Source organism: Agromyces sp. NPDC004153 (assembly GCF_053603635.1).
On record NZ_JBSGFY010000001.1, the window covers coordinates 685,494 to 706,729 of the forward strand.

Sequence of the window (21,236 nt, forward strand, 5' to 3'; positions counted from 1 at the left end):
CGGTGGTCAGGTGGCGGATGCCGCGGCATCCGCCGTCTCGCGCTGCAGCGCGAACGCGACCGCGTCGTCGACGTGCATGCGGCGACCGCGTGCGCGGGCCGCCTCGAACACGTCGCGGCCCGGTCCGGCGAGGATCGGATCGACGAACTGCTGGTGGAACGAGAACGAGGGCGCGTTGTACAGGCCCGTCCGCTCGCGCACGATCTGCGCGGCGCCGAGCAGCGTGCCCGCGCGCGGGAGGTCGCCGGCGGCCGCCGCCACCGCCGTGAGCCCCTCGAGCCCGTAGGCCACGCCGTCGTCGTGATGCAGCCGGATCGACTCGCTGAGGCTCTCCTCGAAGCAGTCGCGCGCGACGGAGAAGTCGCCGAGCAGCACCTCGGCCCAGCCCAGGTGGTGCAGCGCGATCGCCGCTCCGAGGGCGTCGTGCTGCCGCTGCGCCACCGCGAGGCTCGCCTCGAACCGCTCGACGGCCGCACGGACGTCCCGGCTGAGCAGGGCCACACGTCCGGTCGTGACGAGCGCCATCGCCTCGCCCCACGTGTCGTCGGCCTCGCGGAACAGGCCGAGGCTGCCCTCCAGCGCCTCGCCCGCGCGCACGACGTCGGGCTCGCGCGAGGCGAGCAGCGCGAGCGCGAGCGAGATGAGCGCGAGCGCCTCCCCCGACCGCTCGCCCTCGGTGCGGAACAAGGCGGCGCTCTCGCCGAGCCCGGGCACGAGGAGCTCGTCGGGATCCTGCCAGAACCCGATCGCGCGGGTGAAGTAGAGGGCACGCGCTCGCGTGGCGGCGTCGAGCTCGTCGCCCGAGTCGAGCACCTCCTTCATCCAGGCGTGCACCTCGCCGAGGTGGCCGTCGACCCACCAGTACACGTAGAGGGTCCACGCGAACTGCGCGGCGACCGCCCACTGCCGAGAGTCGAGCAGGTGCCGCACGGCGGCGCGCAGGTTGTCGCCCTCCTCGTGGAGCCGGGCGATCCATGCGAGCTGCGTGGCGCCCTCGAGCTCGTGCTCCGCCTGCTCGCCGAGTCGCACGTAGTACCGCGCGTGCCGGTCGCGCAGCTCGCGCAGGTCGTCCCGGCCGTCGAGCCGGTCGCGCGCGTACTCGCGCACGGTCGAGAGCATGGTGAACACCGCGCGGTCGCCGCGGTCCTGCTGTCGCACGAGGCTGCCGTCGACGAGCGCGGCGAGGTCGTCGAGCGTGTCGGCGTCGGGGATGCCCTCGGCGATCCACTCGGCGGCGTCGAACGTGAACACGCCGGAGAACAGGCCGAGCCGGGCGAGCAGCTCCTGCTGGGTCGGCGTGAGCAGCTGCGTGCTCCACTCGATCGTGGAGCGGATCGTGCGCTGCCGCTCGGGGAGGTCGCGGGCGCCGCCGCCGAGCACGAGCAGGCGCTGGTCGAGCCGGTCGAGGAGCTCCGCCGGCGTGAGCACGCGCCCGCGCGCGGCGGCGAGCTCGAGTGCGAGCGGCACGCCGTCGAGGGCGACCACGATGCGCTCGACGTCCTCGACGTTCTCAGTCGTGAGCTCGAAGTCGGGCTTCGTCGCCCGCACGCGCTCGACGAAGAGCGCGACCGACGGCGTGGCGAGCGCCCGTGCGACGGTCGCGCCGCGTCGCATGTCGGGAAGGGCGAGGGGGCCCAGCTCGACGCCGTGCTCGCCGGTGACCCGCAGGAGGATGCGGCTCGTCGCGAGCACCGTGAGGTGCGGGGCATCCGTCAGCAGGGCCCGGATGGCGGGCGCCGCATCGACGACCTGCTCCACGTTGTCGAGGAGCAGCAGCAGACGCCGGTCGCGTACGGCCATGCGCAGCTTCTCGTGCAGCGTGCCGTCGCCGTTGTCGATGATGCCGAGCGCGTTCGCGATGGCGGCGGGCACGAGCGCCGGATCCACGACGGGCGCGAGGTCGACGAACGCGATGCCGCCGGGGAACCGGTCGCGCACGCGGTTCGCGGCCTCGATCGAGAGCCGGCTCTTGCCGATGCCGCCGGGACCCGTCAGCGTGACGAGCCGCACCCCCTCGTCGGCGAGCAGCTCGGCGACGGCGGCGACCTCCTGTTCGCGGCCGATGAGCGAGGTGAGCGAGGTCGGGAGCTCGACCGTGCCGCCCATCGACGTGAAGTGCGCCTCGTCGGGCTCGGCCGGGCGCGCGAACCGCTCGGCGAGGAGCGTCGCCAGGTCGCCGCGCACGAGCTCCGCGAGCTGCTGCGGGTCGGTGAAGTGCACGTAGGAGGCGCGATCGTCGGCCTTGATGCGGGCGAGGAGGTCGATGAGACGCGGCTCGCGATCGCCGCCGTCCCGCACGTACACGAGCTTCGGCATCGCCGGCGGCGCCAGACGGTACTCGTCCTCGAGCCCCGAGACGTCCTCCCCCGGGGCCACCCAGCCGTACTGCTCGCCGTAGAGCCCGACGAAGATGTCGCTCTGCGCGAGGTAGGCGCGGTAGAGGTCGCGCGGCGGGTGCGGTCGCGCGCCGAGCTCGAACATCACGGGAGCGAGGTTGAGCTGCTCGATCGCGGCGCGCACGGCGCGGCGCTCGGGCGCGAGCTCCCGGAGCGTGGAGCTCACGAACACGCGCAGGCGCTGGTCTGGCGTGCGGATCGCCGGATCGGCGGGGATCATGCCTTCGAGTCTGTTCCCCGCGGCATCCGGCTGTAAATACCCATCACGGGGCTCGCCGTGCTGCTGGCGGCCCGCGGCGGCCCGGCGGTACAGTGGCGCCGTGGCGGCCTTCCGCCGCTCGCCGCGCCGCTCCGGGGGGAGTCGAATGGTTGCCCAGCAGCACTCCGCCGGCCAGCCGGTGATCCTCGTGGTCTCGGCCGACGACGACGTGCGCACGTCCCTGCTCGAGCCGCTGCGACGGCGCTACGCCGACGACTACCGCGTGGTCGAGGCGGATGGCCCGGCGAGGGCGGTCGCGGCCGTCGAGGAGCTCGCCGCGACCGAGGGCGGGAGCATGGCGCTCGTGCTGTCGGATGACGCGTCGCCCGTCGACGACCACGAGAGCGTCTTCGCGGCGGCGCGCCGCCGGTTCCCCGACGTGCGCCGCGGGCTCGTGATCGAGTGGGGCTCGTGGGCCGACCGGGTCACGTCCGACGCGGTGCTCCAGCTCATGACGCACGTGCAGATCGACTACTACGTGGTGCGGCCGACGCACTCGCCCGACGAGTCGTTCCACCGGGCGATCACCGACTTCCTCCGCGAGCACGAGGCTGCGGCGGGCAAGCGCCACCGGGCCTACACGGTGATCGGCGACGTCTCGCAGCCGCGCACGCACGAACTGCGCAACCGCCTCGCCCGTGCGGGCGTGCCGGCCGACCACCTCGATCCCGCGGCCGCCGACGCGCAGTCGATGCTGGATGCCGCGGGCGTCGCGTACACCGGCGTGCCGCTCGTGCACACGGCCGACGGCCGCGTGCTCGTCGACCCCGACGACGCGGAGCTCGCCCGGGCCTACGGGCTCTCGACGTCGCTGCCCGATCACGTGGTCGACGTGGTCGTGATCGGCGCCGGGCCGTCGGGCCTCGCCGCGGCGGTGTACGCCTCGTCGGAGGGCCTCGACACCCTCGTGCTCGAGGGCGAGTCGATCGGCGGGCAGGCGGGGTCGAGCTCACTTATCCGCAACTACCTCGGATTCTCGCGCGGCGTCTCGGGCGCCGAGCTCGCGCAGCGCGCCTACCAGCAGGCCTGGGTGTTCGGCGCGCAGTTCGCCCACACGCGCCGGGTCACCGGCGTGCGCATGGTCGACGACGGGTTTGAGCTCGACGTGTCCGCCGCGGGCGCGAACGGTGCCGCGGGCGACGTGGTGCGGGCGCGGGCCGTGGTGCTCGCGTCGGGCGTGACGTACCGCCGGCTCGCGGCCCCGGGCCTGGCGCGGTTCGTGGGCTCGTCGGTGTTCTACGGCGCGTCCTCGGTCGAGGCGCGGGCCCAGACGGGCCGCGACGTGCTCGTCGTCGGCGGCGGCAACTCCGCCGGGCAGGCGGCGCTGCACCTCGCGCGGTACGCCCGATCGGTGTCGCTCGTCGTGCGAGGTCCGTCGCTCGCCGCGAGCATGTCGCAGTACCTCATCGACCAGCTGGATGCCGCGGGCGTCGGTCTCATCACCGGCTCCCACGTCGTGGATGCCGGCGCCACCCGCGACCCCGACCGCCTCGACCACGTCGTGCTCCAGCGCTCTGACGGCGGCGAGCAGGTCTCGGTGCCGGCCGACGCGGTGTTCATCACCATCGGCGCCCGGCCGCACACCGAGTGGCTGCCGCCCGAGGTGCTGCGCGACCAGTGGGGCTCCGTGATCACGGGCGCCGAGGTGCTCGAGGAGGGCGGGCGACGGGCGTGGCTGGGCAGCGGACGCGACCCGTTCCCGCTCGAGTCGTCCGTGCCCGGCTTCTTCGCGGTCGGCGACGTGCGGCGCGGCTCGATCAAGCGCGTCGCCTCGGCGGTCGGCGAGGGCTCGGTCGTGATCTCGACGGTGCACCAGCACCTCGGGCCGCACGTCGGAGGCTGAGGGCTGCGGCGTGCTCCGGAGCCCGCGCCGGAATCCTGTTCGTGCGCTGGAGTCCCGCGCCTTCGGGATTCCAGCGCACGGACGGGATTCCGTGCGATCGACGCTCCGGCGGCTACGCCGACTGCACCCGGTCGAGCTCCGCATAGCGCCCGCCCGCCGCGAGCAGCTCGTCGTGCGAGCCGACCTCGACGATGCGTCCGCGCTCGAGCACGACGATGCGGTCCGCGCTGCGGATTGTCGAGAGCCGGTGCGCGACCACGAGCGTCGTGCGCCCGCGCATGAGGTGCTCGAGCGCGCCCTTGATCTTCGCCTCGGACTCGGGGTCGAGCGCACTCGTCGCCTCGTCGAGCAGCAGCACGCGCGGGTCGCGCACGAGCGCTCGCGCGATCGAGAGCCGCTGGCGCTGCCCGCCCGACAGTCGTGCGCCACGCTCGCCGACGACCGTGTCCCAGCCGTCGGGCTGCGCCTCGACGATCTCGAGCGCGTTGGCGTCGCGGAGCGCGGCGAGCACGCGTTCGTCGCTCACCTCGCCCAGGCCGTAGACGACGTTCTCGCGGATCGTCCCCTCGAAGAGCACCGACTCCTGCGGCACGACCGACACGAACCGGCGGAAGGTGCGCAGGTCGAGCTCCTCCATGTCGACGCCGTCGAGGCGCACCCGCCCGCGCGTCGGCCGGAGGAATCCGAGCACGAGGTTGAGCAGCGTCGACTTGCCCGAACCCGACGACCCGACGAACGCGACCGTCTCGCCGGGCCGGATGTCGAGCGACACGTCGTCGAGTGCCGGCGGGACGCCGAGGTCGTAGCGGTACTCCACGCGCTCGAGCCGGATGCCGCCGCGCACGGCGTCGACGGCGCGCTTGCCCTCGTTGAACTCGAGGTCGGGCTCCTGCACCACCTCGGCGATCGAGCGGATCGACTCGGTGCCGCGGGCGATCACGGGCAGCAGCATGAGGAGGTTCGTGGCCGCTCCGGTGAGCAGCGCGAAGTAGGAGCTCAGCAGCACCACCTGGCCGGGCGTGATGGGGATGAACCCGGTGATCGAGATCCAGGCGGCGAGCACGAGGCATCCGACGCCCAACAGCTGCAGGCTCACCCACGACAGCGACGCGAAGCGTCCGTTCAGCAGGTCGAGCGCGAAGCCGGCCGTGCGCACGCCCTCTGCGCCGTGCGCCACCCGGCGCACCGCGGCCTGCTCGAGGCCGTGGGCGCGAGTGATCGGCATGAGCGTGGCCATCTCGCCGACGCGGGCGGAGAACTGCTCGACCTCGCGGCGGAACGTCTCGTTGCGGGCGGCGCTGCGCCGGTTCAGGATCGCGCGCAGCAGCACCGCCAGCGGGATCGCGAGCGCGTAGACGGGCAGGAACGCGGGCACGTTGATGGCGGTCATGACGATCGCGCCGATGAGCACCATGGTCGCCGAGAGCAGCGGATGCGCCGTCTGCTGCAGCATGACCTCGACGTTCTCGACGTCGCGCACGACCTTCGTCTGCACGATCGCGGAGTTCGCACGCGAGTGGAAGCCGATCGAGAGCGATTGCAGGCGGGACGCGAGGGCGTTGCGCAGGTCGGCGCCGATCGAGCGCACGGCGCCCATGAAGAGCCGCGTGTAGGTGACGTGGTTCGGGTAGTTCTGCAGCAGCGCCACGAGGGCGACGCCCGCCCAGATGGCGAGCGTCGAGAGCGGCCCTCCCGCGACGACGACGTCGATGACCCCCGCCGTGACGACGGGCAGCAGCCAGAGCGGCGTGTCCTTCAGCGCGAAGAAGCCGACCGCGGCGAGCACGCGGCCGCGATGCAGGTCGAGCAGGCGCAGCACGGAGCGCAGCGGATGCCGCCCGTCGATCGCGTGCTCGATCTGGGAAAGCGTTTGCCCGATCATTCCTCCATTGTGCCGTCGATCAGGCTGGCTCGCTACGCTGGCGGGATGCCGTTCGATCCCCGCAGCATCCAGCTCGACCCCGTGGCATCCGCCGCACTCGCACGACACGGCTTGGAGTACCGCCTGCTCGACCCCGACGACCACGCCGGGATGCTCGCCTGGATCGAGGCGGAGAACCGCGGCTTCCACCACGGCCGGCCCCGTGACGTCGACCGCGACTACGACCTGTCCGTTGCCTCCGAGCGGCGCGTGCACGGCGTCTACGACCCGACCGCGGCGCAGCCCGAGACCCCCGTCGCGACGGTCGACGCCTGGCCGACCGGGCTCAGCGTGCCCGGCGGGCGCAGCGTCGACGCGTGGGCCGTGAGCGCCGTGACCGTCTCCCCCACGCATCGCCGTCGCGGCATCGCCCGCGCCCTCATGGAGGGCGAGCTCGCCAACGCGCGCGCCGCCGGCGCCGCCGTGGCCATGCTCACGGCCACCGAGGCGACCATCTACGGGCGGTTCGGCTTCGCCCCGGCAGCCAAGGCGGCCACGATCACGGTCGACCGCCGTCGCACCCACTGGGTCGGGCCGGATGCCCCGGGGCGCGTGCACTTCGTCGCGGCATCCGACCTGCGCGAGGCGGCGCCCGCCATCGCGCGTCGCGCCGTAGCCCGAACGCCCGGCGAGATCGACCGCTGGCCGGGGATCCTCGATCGCGCGCTCGGCCTCGTCGACCCCGACGGCGACGGCGCCCGGTCGATCCGGGCCGTGCGCTACGACGACGAGCACGGGCAGGCCCAGGGCTTCGCCGCCTACCGCATCACCCGCGAGCCGAACCAGCCCGGGTTCCTCGAGTTCGACTTCCTCGTCGCCGCGACCGACGACGCCGAGCGCGCGCTCTGGCGCTTCCTCATCGAGCAGGACTTCGTGACCGGCGTCCGCGCCCGGCTCCGCTCGGTCGACGAACCGCTGCCCTGGCTCCTCGAGGACCCGCGCGCCGTGAGCGTCACCGACGTCGACGACCACCTGTGGGTGCGCATCCTCGACCCGATCGAGGCGCTGCGGGCACGCCGCTACGGCACGAGCGGCACGCTCGTGCTCGACGTCTCCGACGTGCTGGGCCACGCCCGCGGACGGTTCCGGCTCACGGTCGACGATCGCGGTCGCGCCGAGGTCGAGCCGGTCGAGGGCGCGGATGCCGCGGGCCCCGGCCTGCGGCTCGGCATCCAGGAGCTCGGGGCGGTCTACCTCGGCGGCGTGCGGCCGTCGCTGCTCGCCCGCGCCGCGCGCATCACGGAGACCGCGCCGCGCACGCTCGTGCTCGCCGACCGCATGTTCGCGTCGGATCGCACGCCGCACCTCAGCATCTGGTTCTGACGCGAGCATCTGGTTCCGACCCGGGCGACGCGCAACCTGACGGCGCCCGACGCGCTGCCGCTGGTAAACGGATTCCCGCCCCGCCGCTGCCACCCCAGTCCGGGGGACGTACGTGAGAGCGCTCCCCCGCGCCCCGCGGATTCCTGCGCCGCCTCACTTACTGTCTCGTCAGTAAGTTACGGAAGTGTTATCAACCTTTTGTTCGGCGGTGCGACATTTGGGCGCATGATGACAGTGCCGCCGCCGAGGACGACGGGGGTACCCGGAGGGGTCGACCTCAACCTTGAAGAAGGGGAGAGCCATGAAGACGTCTTCATTGGTCTCTGTCGCTGCGGTCGCCGGGGTTTCGGCGCTGCTGCTGGCGGCGTGTTCGAGCGGTGGTTCTGGTGGTGAGACGGGTGGTGCTGAGGCTGCGACGCGTGCGTGCGTGATCCTGCCTGATGCCGCATCCTCGCCGCGCTGGGAGAACTTCGACCGCAAGTACCTCGAAGAGGGCCTCGATGCGGCCGGCTTCGAGTCCGACATCCAGAACGCGCAGGGCGACGTGAACAAGTACGCCACCATCGCGGACCAGCAGCTCAGCCAGGGCTGCGGCGTGATGCTGCTCGTCGACTACAACGGCGCCGGCGCCGCCGTGGCCGAGAAGGCCAAGGCCGAGGGCATCCCGGTCATCGCCTACGACCGCCCGATCGAGGGCGTCGACTACTACGTCTCGTTCGACAACATCGAGGTCGGGCGCCTCGAGGGGCAGTCGATCGTCGACGGCCTGGCGACGGCGGGCAAGGACCCGGCGAGCGCGGTGGTCGTGTACATGGGCGGCGACCCGTCCGACGGCAACGCGAAGATGTTCCACGACGGCGCGGTCGAGGTCATGGAGGCCGCTGGGATCAAGCCGGCCGCCGAGCCTCCGGGCGTGTGGGACGGTGAGAAGTCCGCGACCAACTTCGAGCAGGCGCTGACCTCGCTCGGCGGCAAGGTCGACGCGGTGTGGGTCGCCAACGACACCAACGCGGCGGGCGTGATCACGATCCTGGACAAGAACGGCCTCGTCGTTCCGGTCTCCGGTCAGGACGCGTCGATCGCGGGCCTGCAGAACGTGCTGCTCGGCAAGCAGACCGCCACGGTCTACAAGCCGGTCAAGCTCGAGGCCGACGCCGCGGTCGAACTCGCGGTGGCGCTGCTGCAGGGCGAGTCGCCCACGGCCGACCAGGAGCTCGAGGACGGCACGCCGTACGTGGCGGTCACCCCGCAGCTCGTCGGCCCCGAGCAGGTCGTCGACGTGGTCGACGCCGGCGACGCCGACCCGGCCGAGCTCTGCCAGGGCGAGGTCGAGGCCAAGTGCGGCGAGTACGGAATCCAGTAGTACCTGACCTCTGATCGGGCCCCGGGCCTCGGCGGGCGACCGCCGAGTCCGGGGCCCGATCTCCCCCTCCCGGCCTCGGCCCCCGAGTGCCACACTGAGAGCTGGACAGCGTCGTCGAAAGGATGCGGCATGGATGCGAGCAGGGACGGCGCCGGAACGCCGATCATCGAGCTCGAAGGGGTCGTGAAGAGCTTCGGTCCCGTGAGCGTGTTGAAGGGCGTGGACCTGAAGGCCTACCCGGGCAAGGTCACCGCGCTGGTGGGTGACAACGGCGCGGGCAAGTCGACCCTGATCAAGGGGTTGGCGGGCGTGCAGCCGTACGACGACGGCGTGGTGCGGTTCGACGGCGAGCCGGTGAACCTGCACACCCCGCGTGACGCGTCCCGCCTCGGCATCGAGGTCGTCTACCAGGACCTCGCGCTGTGCGACAACCTCGACATCGTGCAGAACATGTTCCTCGGCCGCGAGGAGACCGAGTTCGGCACGTTCGACGAGGGCCGCATGGAGCGGGACGCCTCCGACACCCTCCGCTCGCTCTCGGTACGCACCGTGAAATCGGTGCGGCAGAAGGTGTCGAGTCTCTCCGGCGGGCAGCGGCAGACCGTCGCGATCGCCCGCGCCGTGCTGAAGAAGGCGCGGCTCGTGATCCTCGACGAGCCGACCGCGGCCCTGGGCGTCGCGCAGACCGAGCAGGTGCTGCACCTGGTGCAGCGCCTCGCCGAGCAGGGCGTCGCGGTCATCATCATCAGCCACAACCTCGCCGACGTGTTCGAGGTGGCCGACTACATCAGCGTCCTGTACCTCGGGCAGATGGTCGCGTCCCTCGACGCCGACCAGACCACCCGCGACGACGTCGTCGGCTACATCACCGGCGCGAAGACGCCGCAGGGAGCGAGCGCATGAGCACGCAGAAGACGTCGCCGGCCGTCGACCCGTCGGTGACCACGATTCCGGCCGACCTGATCGGCTCGGGCCAGGAGGGGTCGCTCGGCGACCAGGTCCGTGCGTACTTCCAGCGCCTGCGTTCGGGCGACATGGGCGCGCTGCCCGCCGTCGGCGGGTTCGTGGTGCTGACCATCCTGTTCAGCTTCCTCAGCCCGTTCTTCCTCACCGAGCGGAACTTCGCGAACCTCCTCACCCAGGCCGCGACCCTCGTCATGCTCGGCATGGCGCTCGTGTTCGTGCTCCTGCTCGGCGAGATCGACCTGTCCGCCGGCGTCACCTCGGGCATGACCATGGCGCTGTTCATCGTGCTCGTGAACGTGAACGGCGTGCCGTGGGTCCTCGCCCTCCTCGTCGCGTTCGCGGTGGGCATCCTCACCGGCACGTTCATCGGATTCTTCGTCGCGAGGGTCGGCATTCCGTCCTTCGTGGTGACACTCGGCCTGTTCCTCGGCTACCAGGGCATCACGCTCTGGATCATCGGCGCGGGCGGCCTCTACCGCGTGCAGATCCCCGAGATCACCGCGATCCAGAACTCGAACATGCCGGTCTGGGCCGGCTGGGCCATGCTCGGCGTGATCCTCGCCGTGTCCGCCGCGACCTCGTTCTGGGACCGTGCGCGACGTCGGCGCGCGGGCGTGGCGAACCGCACCATCGCACTCGTGTGGATCAAGCTCGGCGTCATCGCGGTCGTCGGCGGCGCTGCGATCGCGATCCTCAGTCGCAACCGCGGCCAGTCCGTCGGCGTGGTCGAAGGCGTCCCGATCGTCGTCCCGATCGTGCTCGTCATCCTCTGGATCGGCACGTTCGTGCTCGACCGCACCAAGTACGGCCGCTACCTCTACGCCATCGGCGGCAACGCGGAGGCGGCCCGCCGCTCGGGTGTGAAGGTCATGCTGATCCGCTGGACGGCGTTCATCTGCTGCTCCACCCTCGCGGTCGTGTCGGGCCTGTTCTCGATCAGCAAGGTCGGGTCCGTCGACGCCGCCGCCGGGCGCGAGATCGTCCTGTCCGGCGTCGCCGCCGCCGTCGTCGGCGGCGTCAGCCTCTTCGGCGGACGCGGCCGGCTCCTGCACGCCGCCATCGGTGCCCTCGTGATCGCCGTGATCACGAACGGCCTCGGCCTGCTGAACCTGCCGGCCGGCGTCAACCTCGTCGTCACCGGCAGCGTCCTCATCCTCGCCGCCACCGTCGACGCCATCAGCCGCGTCCGCGCGGGCGGCTCGGTCCTCCGAACCTGACCGGGTCGCCCCGGTCGAGATCGACGGATGCCGCGACGCCGCGTCGCGGCATCCGTCGTGTTCGGGGTACGGCAAGCCGCCCAGGCAGCGGACTCCGAGCCCATCGCCCCGCCGCCGGAGCTAGATCGCGTCCTGGCGGGGGAAGATCACCTTCTCGACGATGATGATGAGCGACGCCGCCACCGGGATCGCGACGAGCGCGCCGAGCACCCCGCCGAGCGTGCCGCCCGCCACCGCGGCGATCACGACCAGGGCGCCCGGCACGGCCACCGCGCGGTTCATGATGCGCGGGCTCAGCACGTAGGCCTCGACCTGCATGTAGATCAGGTAGTAGATGCCCGCGGCGATCGCGGTCGCCGGCGACGCCGTGAGGCAGACGAGCGTGATGATGATCGCGCCCGTCAGCGTGCCGACGAGCGGCACGAGGGAGGCGAGGAAGGCGATGAACGCGAGCAGGATCGGGAAGGGCGCGCCGATGATCGACAGGAACACGAGGCTCAGGACGCCGTTGATCGAGGCGAGGCTCACCTGGCCGATGACGTAGCGGCCGACCGAGCCCGTGACCTCCTCGGCCACCGACCGGAACTGCGTGCGGTGGCTCGCGGGCACGAACCGGGCGGCGTAGCGCTTCATGGCCTCGAGCGAGGCGAGGAAGTAGAGCATGAGGATCAGCACGATCACCGCGCCGGTGAGGCCGCCGGCGATGCCCGCTCCGACCGCGAGGATGCCGCCGGTCAGCGCACCGAGGTTGGCGGGGTCGCCGAGCCAGTCCACCGCCGAGTCGATCGCCGCGTCGAGGCTCAGGCCCTCGCCGCCGATGGACGCGATCCAGGCGACGAAGTCGCTGTTCTGCACGCCCTCGACGATCGAGTCCCAGTCGTCGATGATCCTCGTGGTCTGCTCGACCACGATCGGCACGATGGTGGCGATGAGGGCGACGAACACGCCGATCACGACCACGAACACGAGGAGGATCGCGAGCCAGCGCGGCACGTCGTGCCGCTGCAGCCAGCTCACGACCGGGTCGAGGCCGAGGGCCAGGAACAGCGCCAGCGCGACGTAGAGGATGACGGTGCCGAGCTGGCCGACGATGCCGCCGAGCAGGAGTGCGAGCAGCACGCCGATCGCGCCGACGAAGCCGATGCGGAACGCGTGGATCTTCACCTCGGGCGCGTGCACGTCGGCATCCGACGTGATCTCGGCCACGGGCGGCGGATCGACGACCGGTGCCTGCCTGCGTCTCCACATGCGAGTGACGCTACGCGCTCGGGCCGCGGGCGGCTGGCGCCGCGCCGGTGTGGCGGGCTCAGAGCGCGCCGGCACCGAGCACGGCTCCGACGACCGCGACGACGAGCACCACGGCCCCGCCGACGACCGAGCTCGCGAGTACCGCGGTGCGCGCCGCGGTCGAGCGGCCCGCACCGACGACTCGACGCCCGCGCTCGTGCTTGCCGCGCCCCTCGATGATCATCGAGCGGATGATGTCGCGCAGTGTTGCCGCGACGTCGTGCGCCGTGGGCCGCTTCGCCGGGTCGTCGTGGGTCATGGCCCGCAGCAGTTCGCGCCAGTCCTCCGGCACCTGGTCGGGGATCGCCGGCGGCCGGTGCAGCCGGGCGAGCGCGGCTTCGATCGCGGTGCCCGTGTACTCGCGTTCGCCCCGCAGCGCCTCGAGGAGCACGAGCCCGAGCGAGTAGACGTCGCTCGGGGTGCCGATCTCGTCGCCGCGCGCCTGCTCGGGCGAGATGTAGGCGGCGGTGCCCATGATGGCGCCGTCGCTCGTGAGGCGGGATCCGTCGACGAACTGCGCGACGCCGAAGTCCGCGAGCTTCGCGAGCAGGGTGTAGCCGAGGGCGGGCGTCTCGTCGAGCAGCACGTTCTCGGGCTTGACGTCGCGGTGCACGATCGACCGCGCGTGCACGTAGCTCAGCGCATCGGCCAGCTGCGACCCGATGTCGGCAACCTGCCGCGGCTTCATGGGCGCGTTGGCCAGGCGATGCGCGAGCGAACGGCCCTCGACGAGCTCCATCACGAGGTAGCGACGCGGGTGCCCGTCGTGCAGGAGCGTTCCGGCGTCGAACACGCCGACGAGTCCCGGATGGTTCAGCGTGCCGAGCAGGTGGATCTCGCGCTCCCGCCGCTGCTGGTCGGCGATCGTGTCCTCGTCGTCGCGGAACACCTTGATCGCGACATCGCGACCGAGCTCGGTGTCGCGCGCGCGATACACGTCGGCCATGCCGCCCGAGCCCAGGTGTTCGAGGAAGTCGTAGCGGAGCCGCGATGGGGAGGCGGTCGCCGGGTCGGCGGGTTGCGGGTCGATCATGGTCGGCTCCTGGTCGTACGTCGTATCGGGTGGCGCACCACACTGGTCATCCATGCGTACCAGCCAGTCTGTCCGAACCGGGCCTCGAGCGGATCCCATTGACACGAGGGCCACGACGTGCATGCATTCCTGTGCATCGGATGCCGCGAAAGCGGGAATGGATCCCGATCCGACGCGTTGCACCTGTGGTGCAGGGTGCTTCGCCGCGCCCGCGCAAGGAGGAGGAACGTGACCGAGCAGACCGCCGTGGGATTCCGCTCCGAACGCGGGCCGGTGCTCATCGCCCTGATGCTGTGCACCGGCCTCGTCGCGATCGAGGCGACCATCCTCGCGACGGCGGTGCCGTCGATCGTGGCCGACATCGGCGGCTTCGCGCAGTTCCCGTGGCTGTTCTCGATCTACCTGCTCGCCCAGGCCGTCTCGGTGCCGGTCTACGCCAAGCTCGCCGACACGGTCGGCCGCAAGCCCATCATCCTGATCGGCATCGGCACGTTCCTCGTCGGCTCGATCCTCGCGGGCTTCGCCTGGGACATGACCTCGCTCATCGTGTTCCGCGCGATCCAGGGCCTCGGCGCCGGTGCCGTGCTGCCGGTGTCGATCACCATCACGGGCGACATCTACACCGTGCGCGAGCGGGCCCGGGTCCAGGGCTACATCGCGAGCGTATGGGCCGCGTCATCCGTCATCGGGCCCTCGCTCGGCGGGATCTTCGCCGAGTTCCTCTCGTGGCGCTGGATCTTCTTCGTCAACATCCCGCTGAGCATCCTCGCGGCGTGGATGCTCATCAGGAACTACCACGAGACCGTCGAGCGAAAGAAGCACCGCATCGACATCGCAGGCGCGGCCGTGCTCACCGTCGGGCTCACGCTGCTGATCCTCGCGGTGCTCGAGGGCGGCCAGGCCTGGGCGTGGAACTCCTGGCAGAGCATCGGCGCGTTCGCCGTCGCGGCGCTGCTGCTCGTGGCGTTCGTGCTCATCGAGCGGCGGGCCGCCGAGCCGGTGCTGCCGCTCTGGGTGTTCTCCCGGCGGCTCATCGTCACGACCTCCCTGATGTCGTTCGGCGTCGGCGCCGTGCTCATCGGCCTGACCTCATACGTGCCGACGTTCCTCGAGGTGTCGGCCGGTGCGACGCCGATCGTCTCGGGCCTGGCGGTCGCCGCCCTCACGCTCGGCTGGCCGATCTCCGCGTCGCAGTCGGGACGCCTCTTCCTGCGGATCGGCTTCCGCAACACCGCGTTCGTCGGGCTCGGCATCGCCGTGCTCGGCACCGCCGGACTCGTCGCGGCGACGTTCGTCCCGAACCCGGTGACGGCCGCGATCGCCTGCTTCGTCGTCGGCCTCGGGCTGGGGCTCGTGGCCTCGCCGACGCTCATCGCCGCGCAGTCGTCGGTGCCGTGGTCGGAGCGCGGCGTCGTCACGGGCGCGAACATGTTCCTGCGCTCGATGGGCAGCGCCGTGGGCGTCGCGATCTTCGGCGCCGTCGCGAACGCGATGATCGACGCCTCGGGACTCGGCGCGCACTCCGCCGCCGCGATCCAAGGAGCCTCGGCCGCGGTCTTCGTCGGCGTGGCGATCGCCGCGGTGGCGACGATCGCGGGCGCCGTCGCGATGCCGCGCGCCCACGTCGACGACATCGAGCACCGCCCGGCGGAGGCGGAAGCGGCCCCGGTCGTCGAGTAGCGCGGACCGGCCCACCCCGCGTCACGGCAGCCCCGCCGGCCCGATCACCTCGTGCTCGAACGTGCGCATCCAGCGCTGCCCCGTCGCGCGGTACTCCGCGTGCGTCGAGAACCGGTAGAGGTAGGCGTGCGCTCGCACCCAGGTCGGCGGCTCGCCGTCGAACGGGTCGTCGCGCAGCAGGCGGAGGGTCGCGGCATCCGCCTGCAGCAGCCGCAACAGGAACACCTCGAACCACGGCTCCCACATGCGCCCGAGCGGCAGGAACCACATGAGCCAGTCGAGCCGCAGGTGGTACGGCGCGAACTGTCGCGGGATGCGCCGCAGGTCGCCGGGCTTGCCCTTGAAGCCGTACTCGCGCCACTCCGAGTCGTCGTCGGGGACCTCGTCGAGCGTGCCCTCGACCACGATCTCGATGCGGCGCTTCGTCACCGTGCCGAACGCGCCGTACGCGTTCACGAGCATCCAGCGGTTGAAGCTCGCGTTCATGAGCTGCCGCCGCGAGAGCAGGTTCTTGATCGGCCACCAGCTCAGCACGAGGAGGAGCACGGTCACCGCGGCGACGATGCCGAACCACCAGGCCGGCGTCGTCGCGGCATCCGTGCCCAGGTGGGCGGGGATGGCCGGGATGAGCCAGTGCCAGGCCGAGTCGGTGACGGCGGATGCCGCGAGCACCACGGTGATCCAGTTGAGCCACGCGAAGTTGCCCGTGACGATGAGCCAGAGCTGCGTGAGGATGATGATCGTCGCCGCGACCGAGCCGACCGGCCCCGGGACGAACAGCAGGAACGGCACGACGAGCTGGGCGAAGTGGTTTCCGACCACCTCGCCGCGGTGGAACCACTTCGGCAGCAGGTGCGCCTGCCGGCTCACGGGGTTCGGCATCGGCTGCGTCTCGTGGTGGTACATGAGCGCCGTGAGGTCGCGCCATTCGCGCCCGCCGCGGATCTTGATCATGCCCGCGCCGAACTCCAGCCGGAACACGAGCCACCACACGAGCACGATGATCGTGATGGGCGGCGGCTGGTCGTTCGACCCCAGGAACGCGATGGTGAACAGCGCCTCGCAGAGCAGCATCTCCCAGCCGAAGCCGTAGAACGTCTGGCCGACGTTCACGATCGAGAGGTAGAGGATCCATAGCGCGAGGAACACGAGCATCGGCACGAACGGCGGGCCGAGCTGCGGCACCCCCAGCACGACGGATGCCGCGAGCACCATGCCCGCGACCGCGACCGCGACGAGGCGGCGGTCGGTGTAGCCCCAGCGGAACAGCGTCGGCCCGCGCAGCCGCCGCGCGATGCGCAGCAGCTCGGGGACGGGCAGGAGCCCGCCCTCGCCGAGCAGCGGACGGAACTGGTTCAGCGTCGAGAGGAAGGCGACGAACGCGAGCGCGGCCACCCCGCGCTGGAGCACCTGGCGGGCGATCTCGTAGTCGTGCGCGTCGAACCAGTCGAGCCAGTCCACGTGCTCACGCTACGCCCTAGCGGTGGTCGAGGAGCGCCGGAGCCGACCTCACTCGATCCCGAACCGCTCCTTGAGCGCGAGCTTCGCCGCCCACCACCCGTTCATGCCGTGCACGGCCGGTCCGGGCGGCGTCGCGCTCGAGCACAGGTAGACGCCCTCGAGCGGCGTGCGCCACGGCTTCGTCGACACCACCGGTCGCTTCACGAACTGCCGCATCGAGAGCTCGCCGGCGTAGATGTCGCCGCCGACGTAGTTGGCGTTCTGCGCGCCGATCTCGACGGCGGTGCGCGACGCCGATGCGAGCACGAGGTCGCGGAACCCGGGTGCGAACCGCTCGACCTCGCGCGTGACGAGCTCGGTCGCGTCGAGCGTCGATCCGGCCGGCACGTGCGTGTACGCCCAGAGCACGTGCTTGCCGGCCGGAGCCCGGCTCGGGTCGACCACGGTCGGCTGGGTCGCGAGCACGTACGGATGCCGCGGCGCGGCGTCGTCGACGCCGGGCTGGAGGCCCGCCCGCACCGCGTTCTCGGCCGCGGCGATCTCCTCGCGGCTGCCGCCGAGGTGCACCGTGGGCGCGAGCCCCACCTCGGCGTTCGCCCACGGCACCGGGCCCTCGAGCGCGAAGTCCACCTTCGCCACGCCGGAGCCGTACCGGTACCTCCGCAGCGCCCGCCGGTACCGACCGGGGAGGTCACCACTGAGCAGCAGCTCGGGCGCGGTGTCGAGCAGCACCGCGCGGCTGCCCCGCACCTGGTCGAGCGAGCTCACCGGGGCATCCGTGATGATGCGACCCCCGAGCGAGATGAGCTCGTTCGCGAGCGTGTCGGCGATCTGCTGCGAACCGCCCTTGGGGAATCCCCAGCCCACCCCGTGGGCGTGCATGGCGAGCAGCAGCCCGGCGCCCGCGGAGGCGAGCGAGGGCATGCCGCCGGCGGCATGCGCCACGACGCCCGTGAACATGGCGGGCGCCACATCGCGCGAGAAGCGGGCGTCCCAACGACGCGTGCCCTGCTCGAGCGCACGCAGGCCGAACCGCAGCGCCGCGATCGGGTCGCGCGGCAGCTGCACCAGCTGGGATCCGGTGAACGACACGACCCCGCGCTGCCGCGCGAGGAGCGGCGCGATGAGCCGCCGCCACGCCCGCCCGTCGACACCGAGCCCGTCGACCGTGCGGTCGAGGTCGCGCCAAGCGACACCCGCGCGCCCGCCGTCCAGCGGATGCGCGTAGGAGGCCTCGGGCACGATCCACTCGATCCGGTCGAGCAGCCCGAGCCGTCGGAACACGGGCGACGCGAGGGCCGCCGGATGCACCGCCGAGCACACGTCGTGCAGGAACCCGGGCAGCGTGAGCCCCGCCGACCGCACGCCGCCGCCCACCGACGATGCCGCCTCGAAGACGCGGACCGACAGCCCCGCCCGCGCGGCGACCACCGCGGCGACGAGCCCGTTGGGCCCGCTGCCGACGACAGTGACGTCGACGACGTCGGTCACGCGCTCAGAACCCGGCTCCCATGGTGTTCGTGTAGATCCACGGCAGGCGGTCCATCACGAGCCGGTGCTGGGTGCCCTCGGCGTCGGGGCCTTCGTCGGGCACCGCCGGGTCGTTCTCCTGGAGGCGACGCTCGTCGGCGTACTCGTCGTCCTCCTGCCAGATGATGGTGCGGCCGTCCTCGCTGAACCGGCTCACGTAGGGCGTGATCTCGCCCGAGCGCAGCTCGGCGAGCGCCGCGTCGACGGATGCCGCGCGCTGCAGCCCGTGGAGCGTCACCCAGGTCGGGGGCCACAACGTCATCGAGCCGGCCGCGTGCCGGTCGAGCGCATCGACGGGCCGGAGCCACTCGACGGACATGACCTCGTCGGGCGCGGGCCGGATCTCCCCCTCGGGCACGCGCACGGCGAAGAACGTGGTGCGCAGCTGCTTCGGCGAGCCCTTCGGCGGGGTCCAGTGCGAGAACGGCACGAGATCCCAGCGGTCGAGCTCGAGGCCGATCTCCTCGCGCGTCTCGCGCACGGCTGCGCGGCGGGCGGCGTCCTCGGTGTCGACCGAGCCCCCGAGGGCGTCGGCATCGTCGACGGCGCCTCCCGGGAACACCCAGGCTCCGGCGAACGAGCCCCGGTCGCGAGGACGTTCCGCCAGGAGCACCTCGAGGCCCCGCTCGCCGTCGCGCAGCAGCACGACGGTGGCCGCGGCCCCCGGAACCTCGTCGTTCGTCAGGGATTCAAGGTCGCTGTCCATGTCCCCAGACTAGGACGGACCGCCCGGCGGCGCACCGGTCGCAGGTCCGTCACCCGGGTGCGTGCGCTCGAGTCGCGGACGGGTCGGGCGCCGGGAAGCGCCGAGCCGCACCAGCCCGGGCGTGTCCGCCGCCGCGCTCGATACACTGCCGACATGCACCTGCCACGACTGCGCGGTCCCGACAGCGAGGCGGTGTCGCCGCTCGCGACGCTCGTGCGCGCGCCGAACCCGGGGCCGATGACCCTCGACGGCACGAACTCCTACGTGCTGCGCCGCCCCGAGTCGGCCGGCGTGGTCGTCGTCGACCCCGGACCCTCGATCGCCGAGCACCTCGAGCACCTCGCGGGCTTCGGCACGGTCGAGCTCGTGCTGCTCACCCACCATCATCCCGACCACAGCGAGTCGCTCCACGAGTTCGCGCGCCTGGTCGGCGCCCCGGCGCGCGCGATCGACGCGAAGTACTGTATCGACGCCGAGCCGATCACCGACGGCGAGCGTCTGCAGGTGGCGGGCATCGAGCTCGAGGTGATCGCCACCCCCGGGCACACGGCCGACTCCGTGAGCTTCCTCCTGCCCGCCGACGGGGACCGGGGCTCCGTGCTCACGGGCGACACGATCCTGGGCCACGGCACGACGATCATCTCCGACCCCGACGGCGCCCTCGGCCCCTACCTCGAGTCGCTCCGACGGCTGCGCACGATCGGCCAGCGCGCGGGCGGGCCGGTGGCGGTGCTGCCCGGACACGGGCCCGTGCTGCGCGACCTCGCCTCGATCGCCGACGACTACCTCGCGCACCGCGCCGAGCGCCTCGACCAGATCCGCGACGCGCTCGTGAAGCTCGGCGCCGACGCGTCGGTCGCCCAGGTGACCGACCTCGTCTACAGCGACACGGATGCCGCGGTGCGGCCCGCCGCGGAGGCATCCGTTCGAGCGCAGCTCGTGTACCTCCGCGGGCGGGCGTAGCACCGCGGCATCCGTTGGTTCGGTGCAGGCTCGCGCCTGCGAGGCTCGCGACTACGCGACGAGCGCGACACCCGCGTTCCAGCCGACCTTCTCCTGCACGGCGAGCGTGAGCTGGAGGAAGCCGACCGACTCGAGCTCGCGGGCGCGGGCGAGCGAACCGGCGTCGACCGCGTTCACGCCACCGGCGCGCACGATGTCGATGAGCGCCTGCTTGGCGAGGTCGTCGTCGCCGGCCACGAGCACGGTCGTGGGGTGCGCGTCGCCGACGGTCTTCGTGGCGAGGGTCGCGGCGAAGTTGGTGTTGAACGCCTTGAGCACGCGCGACTCGGGCAGCGCCTTGGCGAGCTCGCTCGCGCGCGAGCCGTCGGCCGGCACGACGAGGGAGTCGAAGGTCTCGAAGTTCAGCGGGTTCGTGATGTCGACCACGACCTTGCCCGCGAGCTCGGCGCCGCGGGCGGTCACGATCTCGTCGAGCGAGGTGTGCGGCACGGCGAGCACGACGATCTCGCCGGTGATGGGCGCGCTCGCGTCGCGTCCGACGTACTCGACGGTGTTGCCGCCGGCCGCCACGATGCCGCCGATGGCGGTGCCCATGTTGCCGTTGCCGATGATGCTGACGGTGGTCATGTCGTCCTCCCTGCGCCGCTTCCGACGCAATTACTTGTAGGTACAACTAACATCATAGGCGCAATCAGTTGTCGCGTCAACCAATGCGGTAGGATGAGGTCATGGCGACCGACACGAGATGGCTCAACACCGAGGAATCGGCCGCTTGGGTGCGCCTCATCGCGCTCGCCGAGCTGCTTCCCGGTGCGCTCGACGCCCAGCTCCTACGCGACGCCGGGCTCACCCACTTCGAGTACGTGGCGCTCATGTCGCTGGCGGATGCCCCGAACCGCACGATGCGCATGACCGAGCTCGCCTCCCGCACCAACGCGACCCTCCCCCGCCTCTCGCACGTCGCCCGCCGCCTCGAGGAGCGCGGGCTCATCGAGCGCTTCCCGTGCCCAGAGGATCGCCGCGCGACCAACGCGACCATCACGCAGGCGGGTCTCGACCTGCTCGCCTCCGCCGCGCCGGGCCACGTCGACACCGTGCGCGCGAACGTGCTAGACGCGCTCTCGCCCGAGCAGCTCGAGCAGCTCTACCAGATCGCGGGCGCCGTGCTCACGCGCCTCGACCCCGACGAGCGCCTCACCGCGACCTCGTGCCAGTTCAGCGAGGGTCCGGCCGCCGCCCGCATGGGCTGACACCCGCGCTGCCGAGGGCAGTGCTGCCGTGGGCAGCG

At 72.0% G+C, this 21,236-nt stretch carries 16 protein-coding genes; 8 read left to right on the plus strand and 8 right to left on the minus strand.

What is annotated here, in order from left to right; translation table 11 throughout:
* Positions 1 to 6: 6 nt before the first annotated feature.
* Positions 7 to 2,616, minus strand: a complete 2,610-nt coding sequence (locus ACWEOH_RS03150) for an ATP-binding protein (RefSeq protein WP_452028165.1) — start codon at positions 2,614 to 2,616, stop codon at positions 7 to 9.
* Positions 2,617 to 2,761: 145 nt separating this feature from the next.
* On the opposite strand from ACWEOH_RS03150, the gene ACWEOH_RS03155 reads away from it, so the two are divergent.
* Complete coding sequence (locus ACWEOH_RS03155; protein WP_452028167.1) at positions 2,762 to 4,498, plus strand: FAD-dependent oxidoreductase; 1,737 nt, start codon at positions 2,762 to 2,764, stop codon at positions 4,496 to 4,498.
* Positions 4,499 to 4,610: 112 nt separating this feature from the next.
* Here the strand turns inward: ACWEOH_RS03155 and ACWEOH_RS03160 are convergent, their stop codons facing one another.
* Positions 4,611 to 6,380 (minus strand): ABC transporter ATP-binding protein, encoded by a 1,770-nt coding sequence (locus ACWEOH_RS03160; RefSeq protein ID WP_452028169.1) that lies wholly within the window; start codon positions 6,378 to 6,380, stop codon positions 4,611 to 4,613.
* 45 nt (positions 6,381 to 6,425) lie between these two features.
* Here ACWEOH_RS03160 and ACWEOH_RS03165 point away from each other — a divergent pair, with 45 nt between their 5' ends.
* The 4 genes from ACWEOH_RS03165 to ACWEOH_RS03180 all read left to right on the plus strand — a co-directional run bounded on the left by ACWEOH_RS03165 (position 6,426) and on the right by ACWEOH_RS03180 (position 11,288).
* The gene (locus ACWEOH_RS03165) at positions 6,426 to 7,742 is read left to right on the plus strand and encodes a GNAT family N-acetyltransferase (protein WP_452028171.1); all 1,317 of its coding nucleotides are present in this window, start codon (positions 6,426 to 6,428) and stop codon (positions 7,740 to 7,742) included.
* A 427-nt stretch (positions 7,743 to 8,169) separates the two neighbouring features.
* Complete coding sequence (locus ACWEOH_RS03170) at positions 8,170 to 9,105, plus strand: sugar ABC transporter substrate-binding protein (RefSeq protein WP_452028173.1); 936 nt, start codon at positions 8,170 to 8,172, stop codon at positions 9,103 to 9,105.
* A 129-nt stretch (positions 9,106 to 9,234) separates the two neighbouring features.
* A complete protein-coding gene (locus tag ACWEOH_RS03175; protein ID WP_148732207.1) occupies positions 9,235 to 10,008 on the plus strand; it encodes an ATP-binding cassette domain-containing protein in 774 nt (257 codons plus the stop codon).
* Complete coding sequence (locus tag ACWEOH_RS03180; protein ID WP_452028175.1) at positions 10,005 to 11,288, plus strand: sugar ABC transporter permease; 1,284 nt, start codon at positions 10,005 to 10,007, stop codon at positions 11,286 to 11,288. The genes ACWEOH_RS03175 and ACWEOH_RS03180 overlap by 4 nt, the downstream gene beginning before the upstream one ends.
* Before the next feature lie 120 nt (positions 11,289 to 11,408).
* On the opposite strand, the gene ACWEOH_RS03185 is transcribed toward ACWEOH_RS03180, so the two are convergent.
* Together ACWEOH_RS03185 and ACWEOH_RS03190 are read right to left on the minus strand one after the other, a co-directional pair.
* Complete coding sequence (locus tag ACWEOH_RS03185; protein WP_452028177.1) at positions 11,409 to 12,536, minus strand: AI-2E family transporter; 1,128 nt, start codon at positions 12,534 to 12,536, stop codon at positions 11,409 to 11,411.
* 58 nt (positions 12,537 to 12,594) lie between these two features.
* On the minus strand, positions 12,595 to 13,608 hold the full coding sequence (locus ACWEOH_RS03190) for a serine/threonine-protein kinase (RefSeq protein ID WP_452028179.1): 1,014 nt from the start codon (positions 13,606 to 13,608) through the stop codon (positions 12,595 to 12,597).
* A gap of 288 nt (positions 13,609 to 13,896) precedes the next feature.
* Between ACWEOH_RS03190 and ACWEOH_RS03195 the strand changes: the two genes are divergently transcribed.
* Positions 13,897 to 15,288 carry an MFS transporter gene (locus ACWEOH_RS03195; RefSeq protein ID WP_452031832.1) on the plus strand — a complete coding sequence of 464 codons (1,392 nt, stop codon included), beginning with the start codon at positions 13,897 to 13,899 and terminating at the stop codon, positions 15,286 to 15,288.
* A gap of 21 nt (positions 15,289 to 15,309) precedes the next feature.
* Here ACWEOH_RS03195 and ACWEOH_RS03200 read toward each other — a convergent pair whose 3' ends face one another.
* The 3 genes from ACWEOH_RS03200 to ACWEOH_RS03210 are packed head-to-tail and all read right to left on the minus strand — an operon-like array spanning position 15,310 to position 18,985.
* Entirely contained in the window at positions 15,310 to 16,749 is a 1,440-nt protein-coding gene (locus tag ACWEOH_RS03200) for a lipase maturation factor family protein (RefSeq protein WP_452028181.1), read from the minus strand.
* A gap of 48 nt (positions 16,750 to 16,797) precedes the next feature.
* Positions 16,798 to 18,240 carry a phytoene desaturase family protein gene (locus ACWEOH_RS03205; RefSeq protein ID WP_452028183.1) on the minus strand — a complete coding sequence of 481 codons (1,443 nt, stop codon included), beginning with the start codon at positions 18,238 to 18,240 and terminating at the stop codon, positions 16,798 to 16,800.
* Between the two features lie 4 nt (positions 18,241 to 18,244).
* Positions 18,245 to 18,985 carry an NUDIX hydrolase gene (locus tag ACWEOH_RS03210; RefSeq protein ID WP_452028185.1) on the minus strand — a complete coding sequence of 247 codons (741 nt, stop codon included), beginning with the start codon at positions 18,983 to 18,985 and terminating at the stop codon, positions 18,245 to 18,247.
* 153 nt (positions 18,986 to 19,138) lie between these two features.
* Between ACWEOH_RS03210 and ACWEOH_RS03215 the strand changes: the two genes are divergently transcribed.
* Positions 19,139 to 19,948 carry an MBL fold metallo-hydrolase gene (locus tag ACWEOH_RS03215; protein WP_452028187.1) on the plus strand — a complete coding sequence of 270 codons (810 nt, stop codon included), beginning with the start codon at positions 19,139 to 19,141 and terminating at the stop codon, positions 19,946 to 19,948.
* Between the two features lie 51 nt (positions 19,949 to 19,999).
* Here the strand turns inward: ACWEOH_RS03215 and ACWEOH_RS03220 are convergent, their stop codons facing one another.
* On the minus strand, positions 20,000 to 20,575 hold the full coding sequence (locus tag ACWEOH_RS03220) for an NADPH-dependent F420 reductase (protein ID WP_452028189.1): 576 nt from the start codon (positions 20,573 to 20,575) through the stop codon (positions 20,000 to 20,002).
* A 101-nt stretch (positions 20,576 to 20,676) separates the two neighbouring features.
* On the opposite strand from ACWEOH_RS03220, the gene ACWEOH_RS03225 reads away from it, so the two are divergent.
* Positions 20,677 to 21,198 carry a MarR family winged helix-turn-helix transcriptional regulator gene (locus tag ACWEOH_RS03225; RefSeq protein WP_452028190.1) on the plus strand — a complete coding sequence of 174 codons (522 nt, stop codon included), beginning with the start codon at positions 20,677 to 20,679 and terminating at the stop codon, positions 21,196 to 21,198.
* The last annotated feature ends 38 nt before the right edge of the window (positions 21,199 to 21,236 follow it).

Bases quoted from the DNA above. Each gene is read 5' to 3' on its own strand.
- ACWEOH_RS03185 (WP_452028177.1), bottom strand. From the start codon at position 12,536: ATGTGGAGACGCAGGCAGGCACCGGTCGTCGATCCGCCGCCCGTGGCC.
- ACWEOH_RS03175 (WP_148732207.1), top strand. From the start codon at position 9,235: ATGGATGCGAGCAGGGACGGCGCCGGAACGCCGATCATCGAGCTCGAA.
- ACWEOH_RS03190 (WP_452028179.1), bottom strand. From the start codon at position 13,608: ATGATCGACCCGCAACCCGCCGACCCGGCGACCGCCTCCCCATCGCGG.
- ACWEOH_RS03180 (WP_452028175.1), top strand. From the start codon at position 10,005: ATGAGCACGCAGAAGACGTCGCCGGCCGTCGACCCGTCGGTGACCACG.
- ACWEOH_RS03150 (WP_452028165.1), bottom strand. From the start codon at position 2,616: ATGATCCCCGCCGATCCGGCGATCCGCACGCCAGACCAGCGCCTGCGC.
- ACWEOH_RS03165 (WP_452028171.1), top strand. From the start codon at position 6,426: ATGCCGTTCGATCCCCGCAGCATCCAGCTCGACCCCGTGGCATCCGCC.
- ACWEOH_RS03160 (WP_452028169.1), bottom strand. From the start codon at position 6,380: ATGATCGGGCAAACGCTTTCCCAGATCGAGCACGCGATCGACGGGCGG.
- ACWEOH_RS03195 (WP_452031832.1), top strand. From the start codon at position 13,897: ATGCTGTGCACCGGCCTCGTCGCGATCGAGGCGACCATCCTCGCGACG.
- ACWEOH_RS03220 (WP_452028189.1), bottom strand. From the start codon at position 20,575: ATGACCACCGTCAGCATCATCGGCAACGGCAACATGGGCACCGCCATC.
- ACWEOH_RS03225 (WP_452028190.1), top strand. From the start codon at position 20,677: ATGGCGACCGACACGAGATGGCTCAACACCGAGGAATCGGCCGCTTGG.
- ACWEOH_RS03210 (WP_452028185.1), bottom strand. From the start codon at position 18,985: ATGGACAGCGACCTTGAATCCCTGACGAACGACGAGGTTCCGGGGGCC.
- ACWEOH_RS03155 (WP_452028167.1), top strand. From the start codon at position 2,762: ATGGTTGCCCAGCAGCACTCCGCCGGCCAGCCGGTGATCCTCGTGGTC.
- ACWEOH_RS03215 (WP_452028187.1), top strand. From the start codon at position 19,139: ATGCACCTGCCACGACTGCGCGGTCCCGACAGCGAGGCGGTGTCGCCG.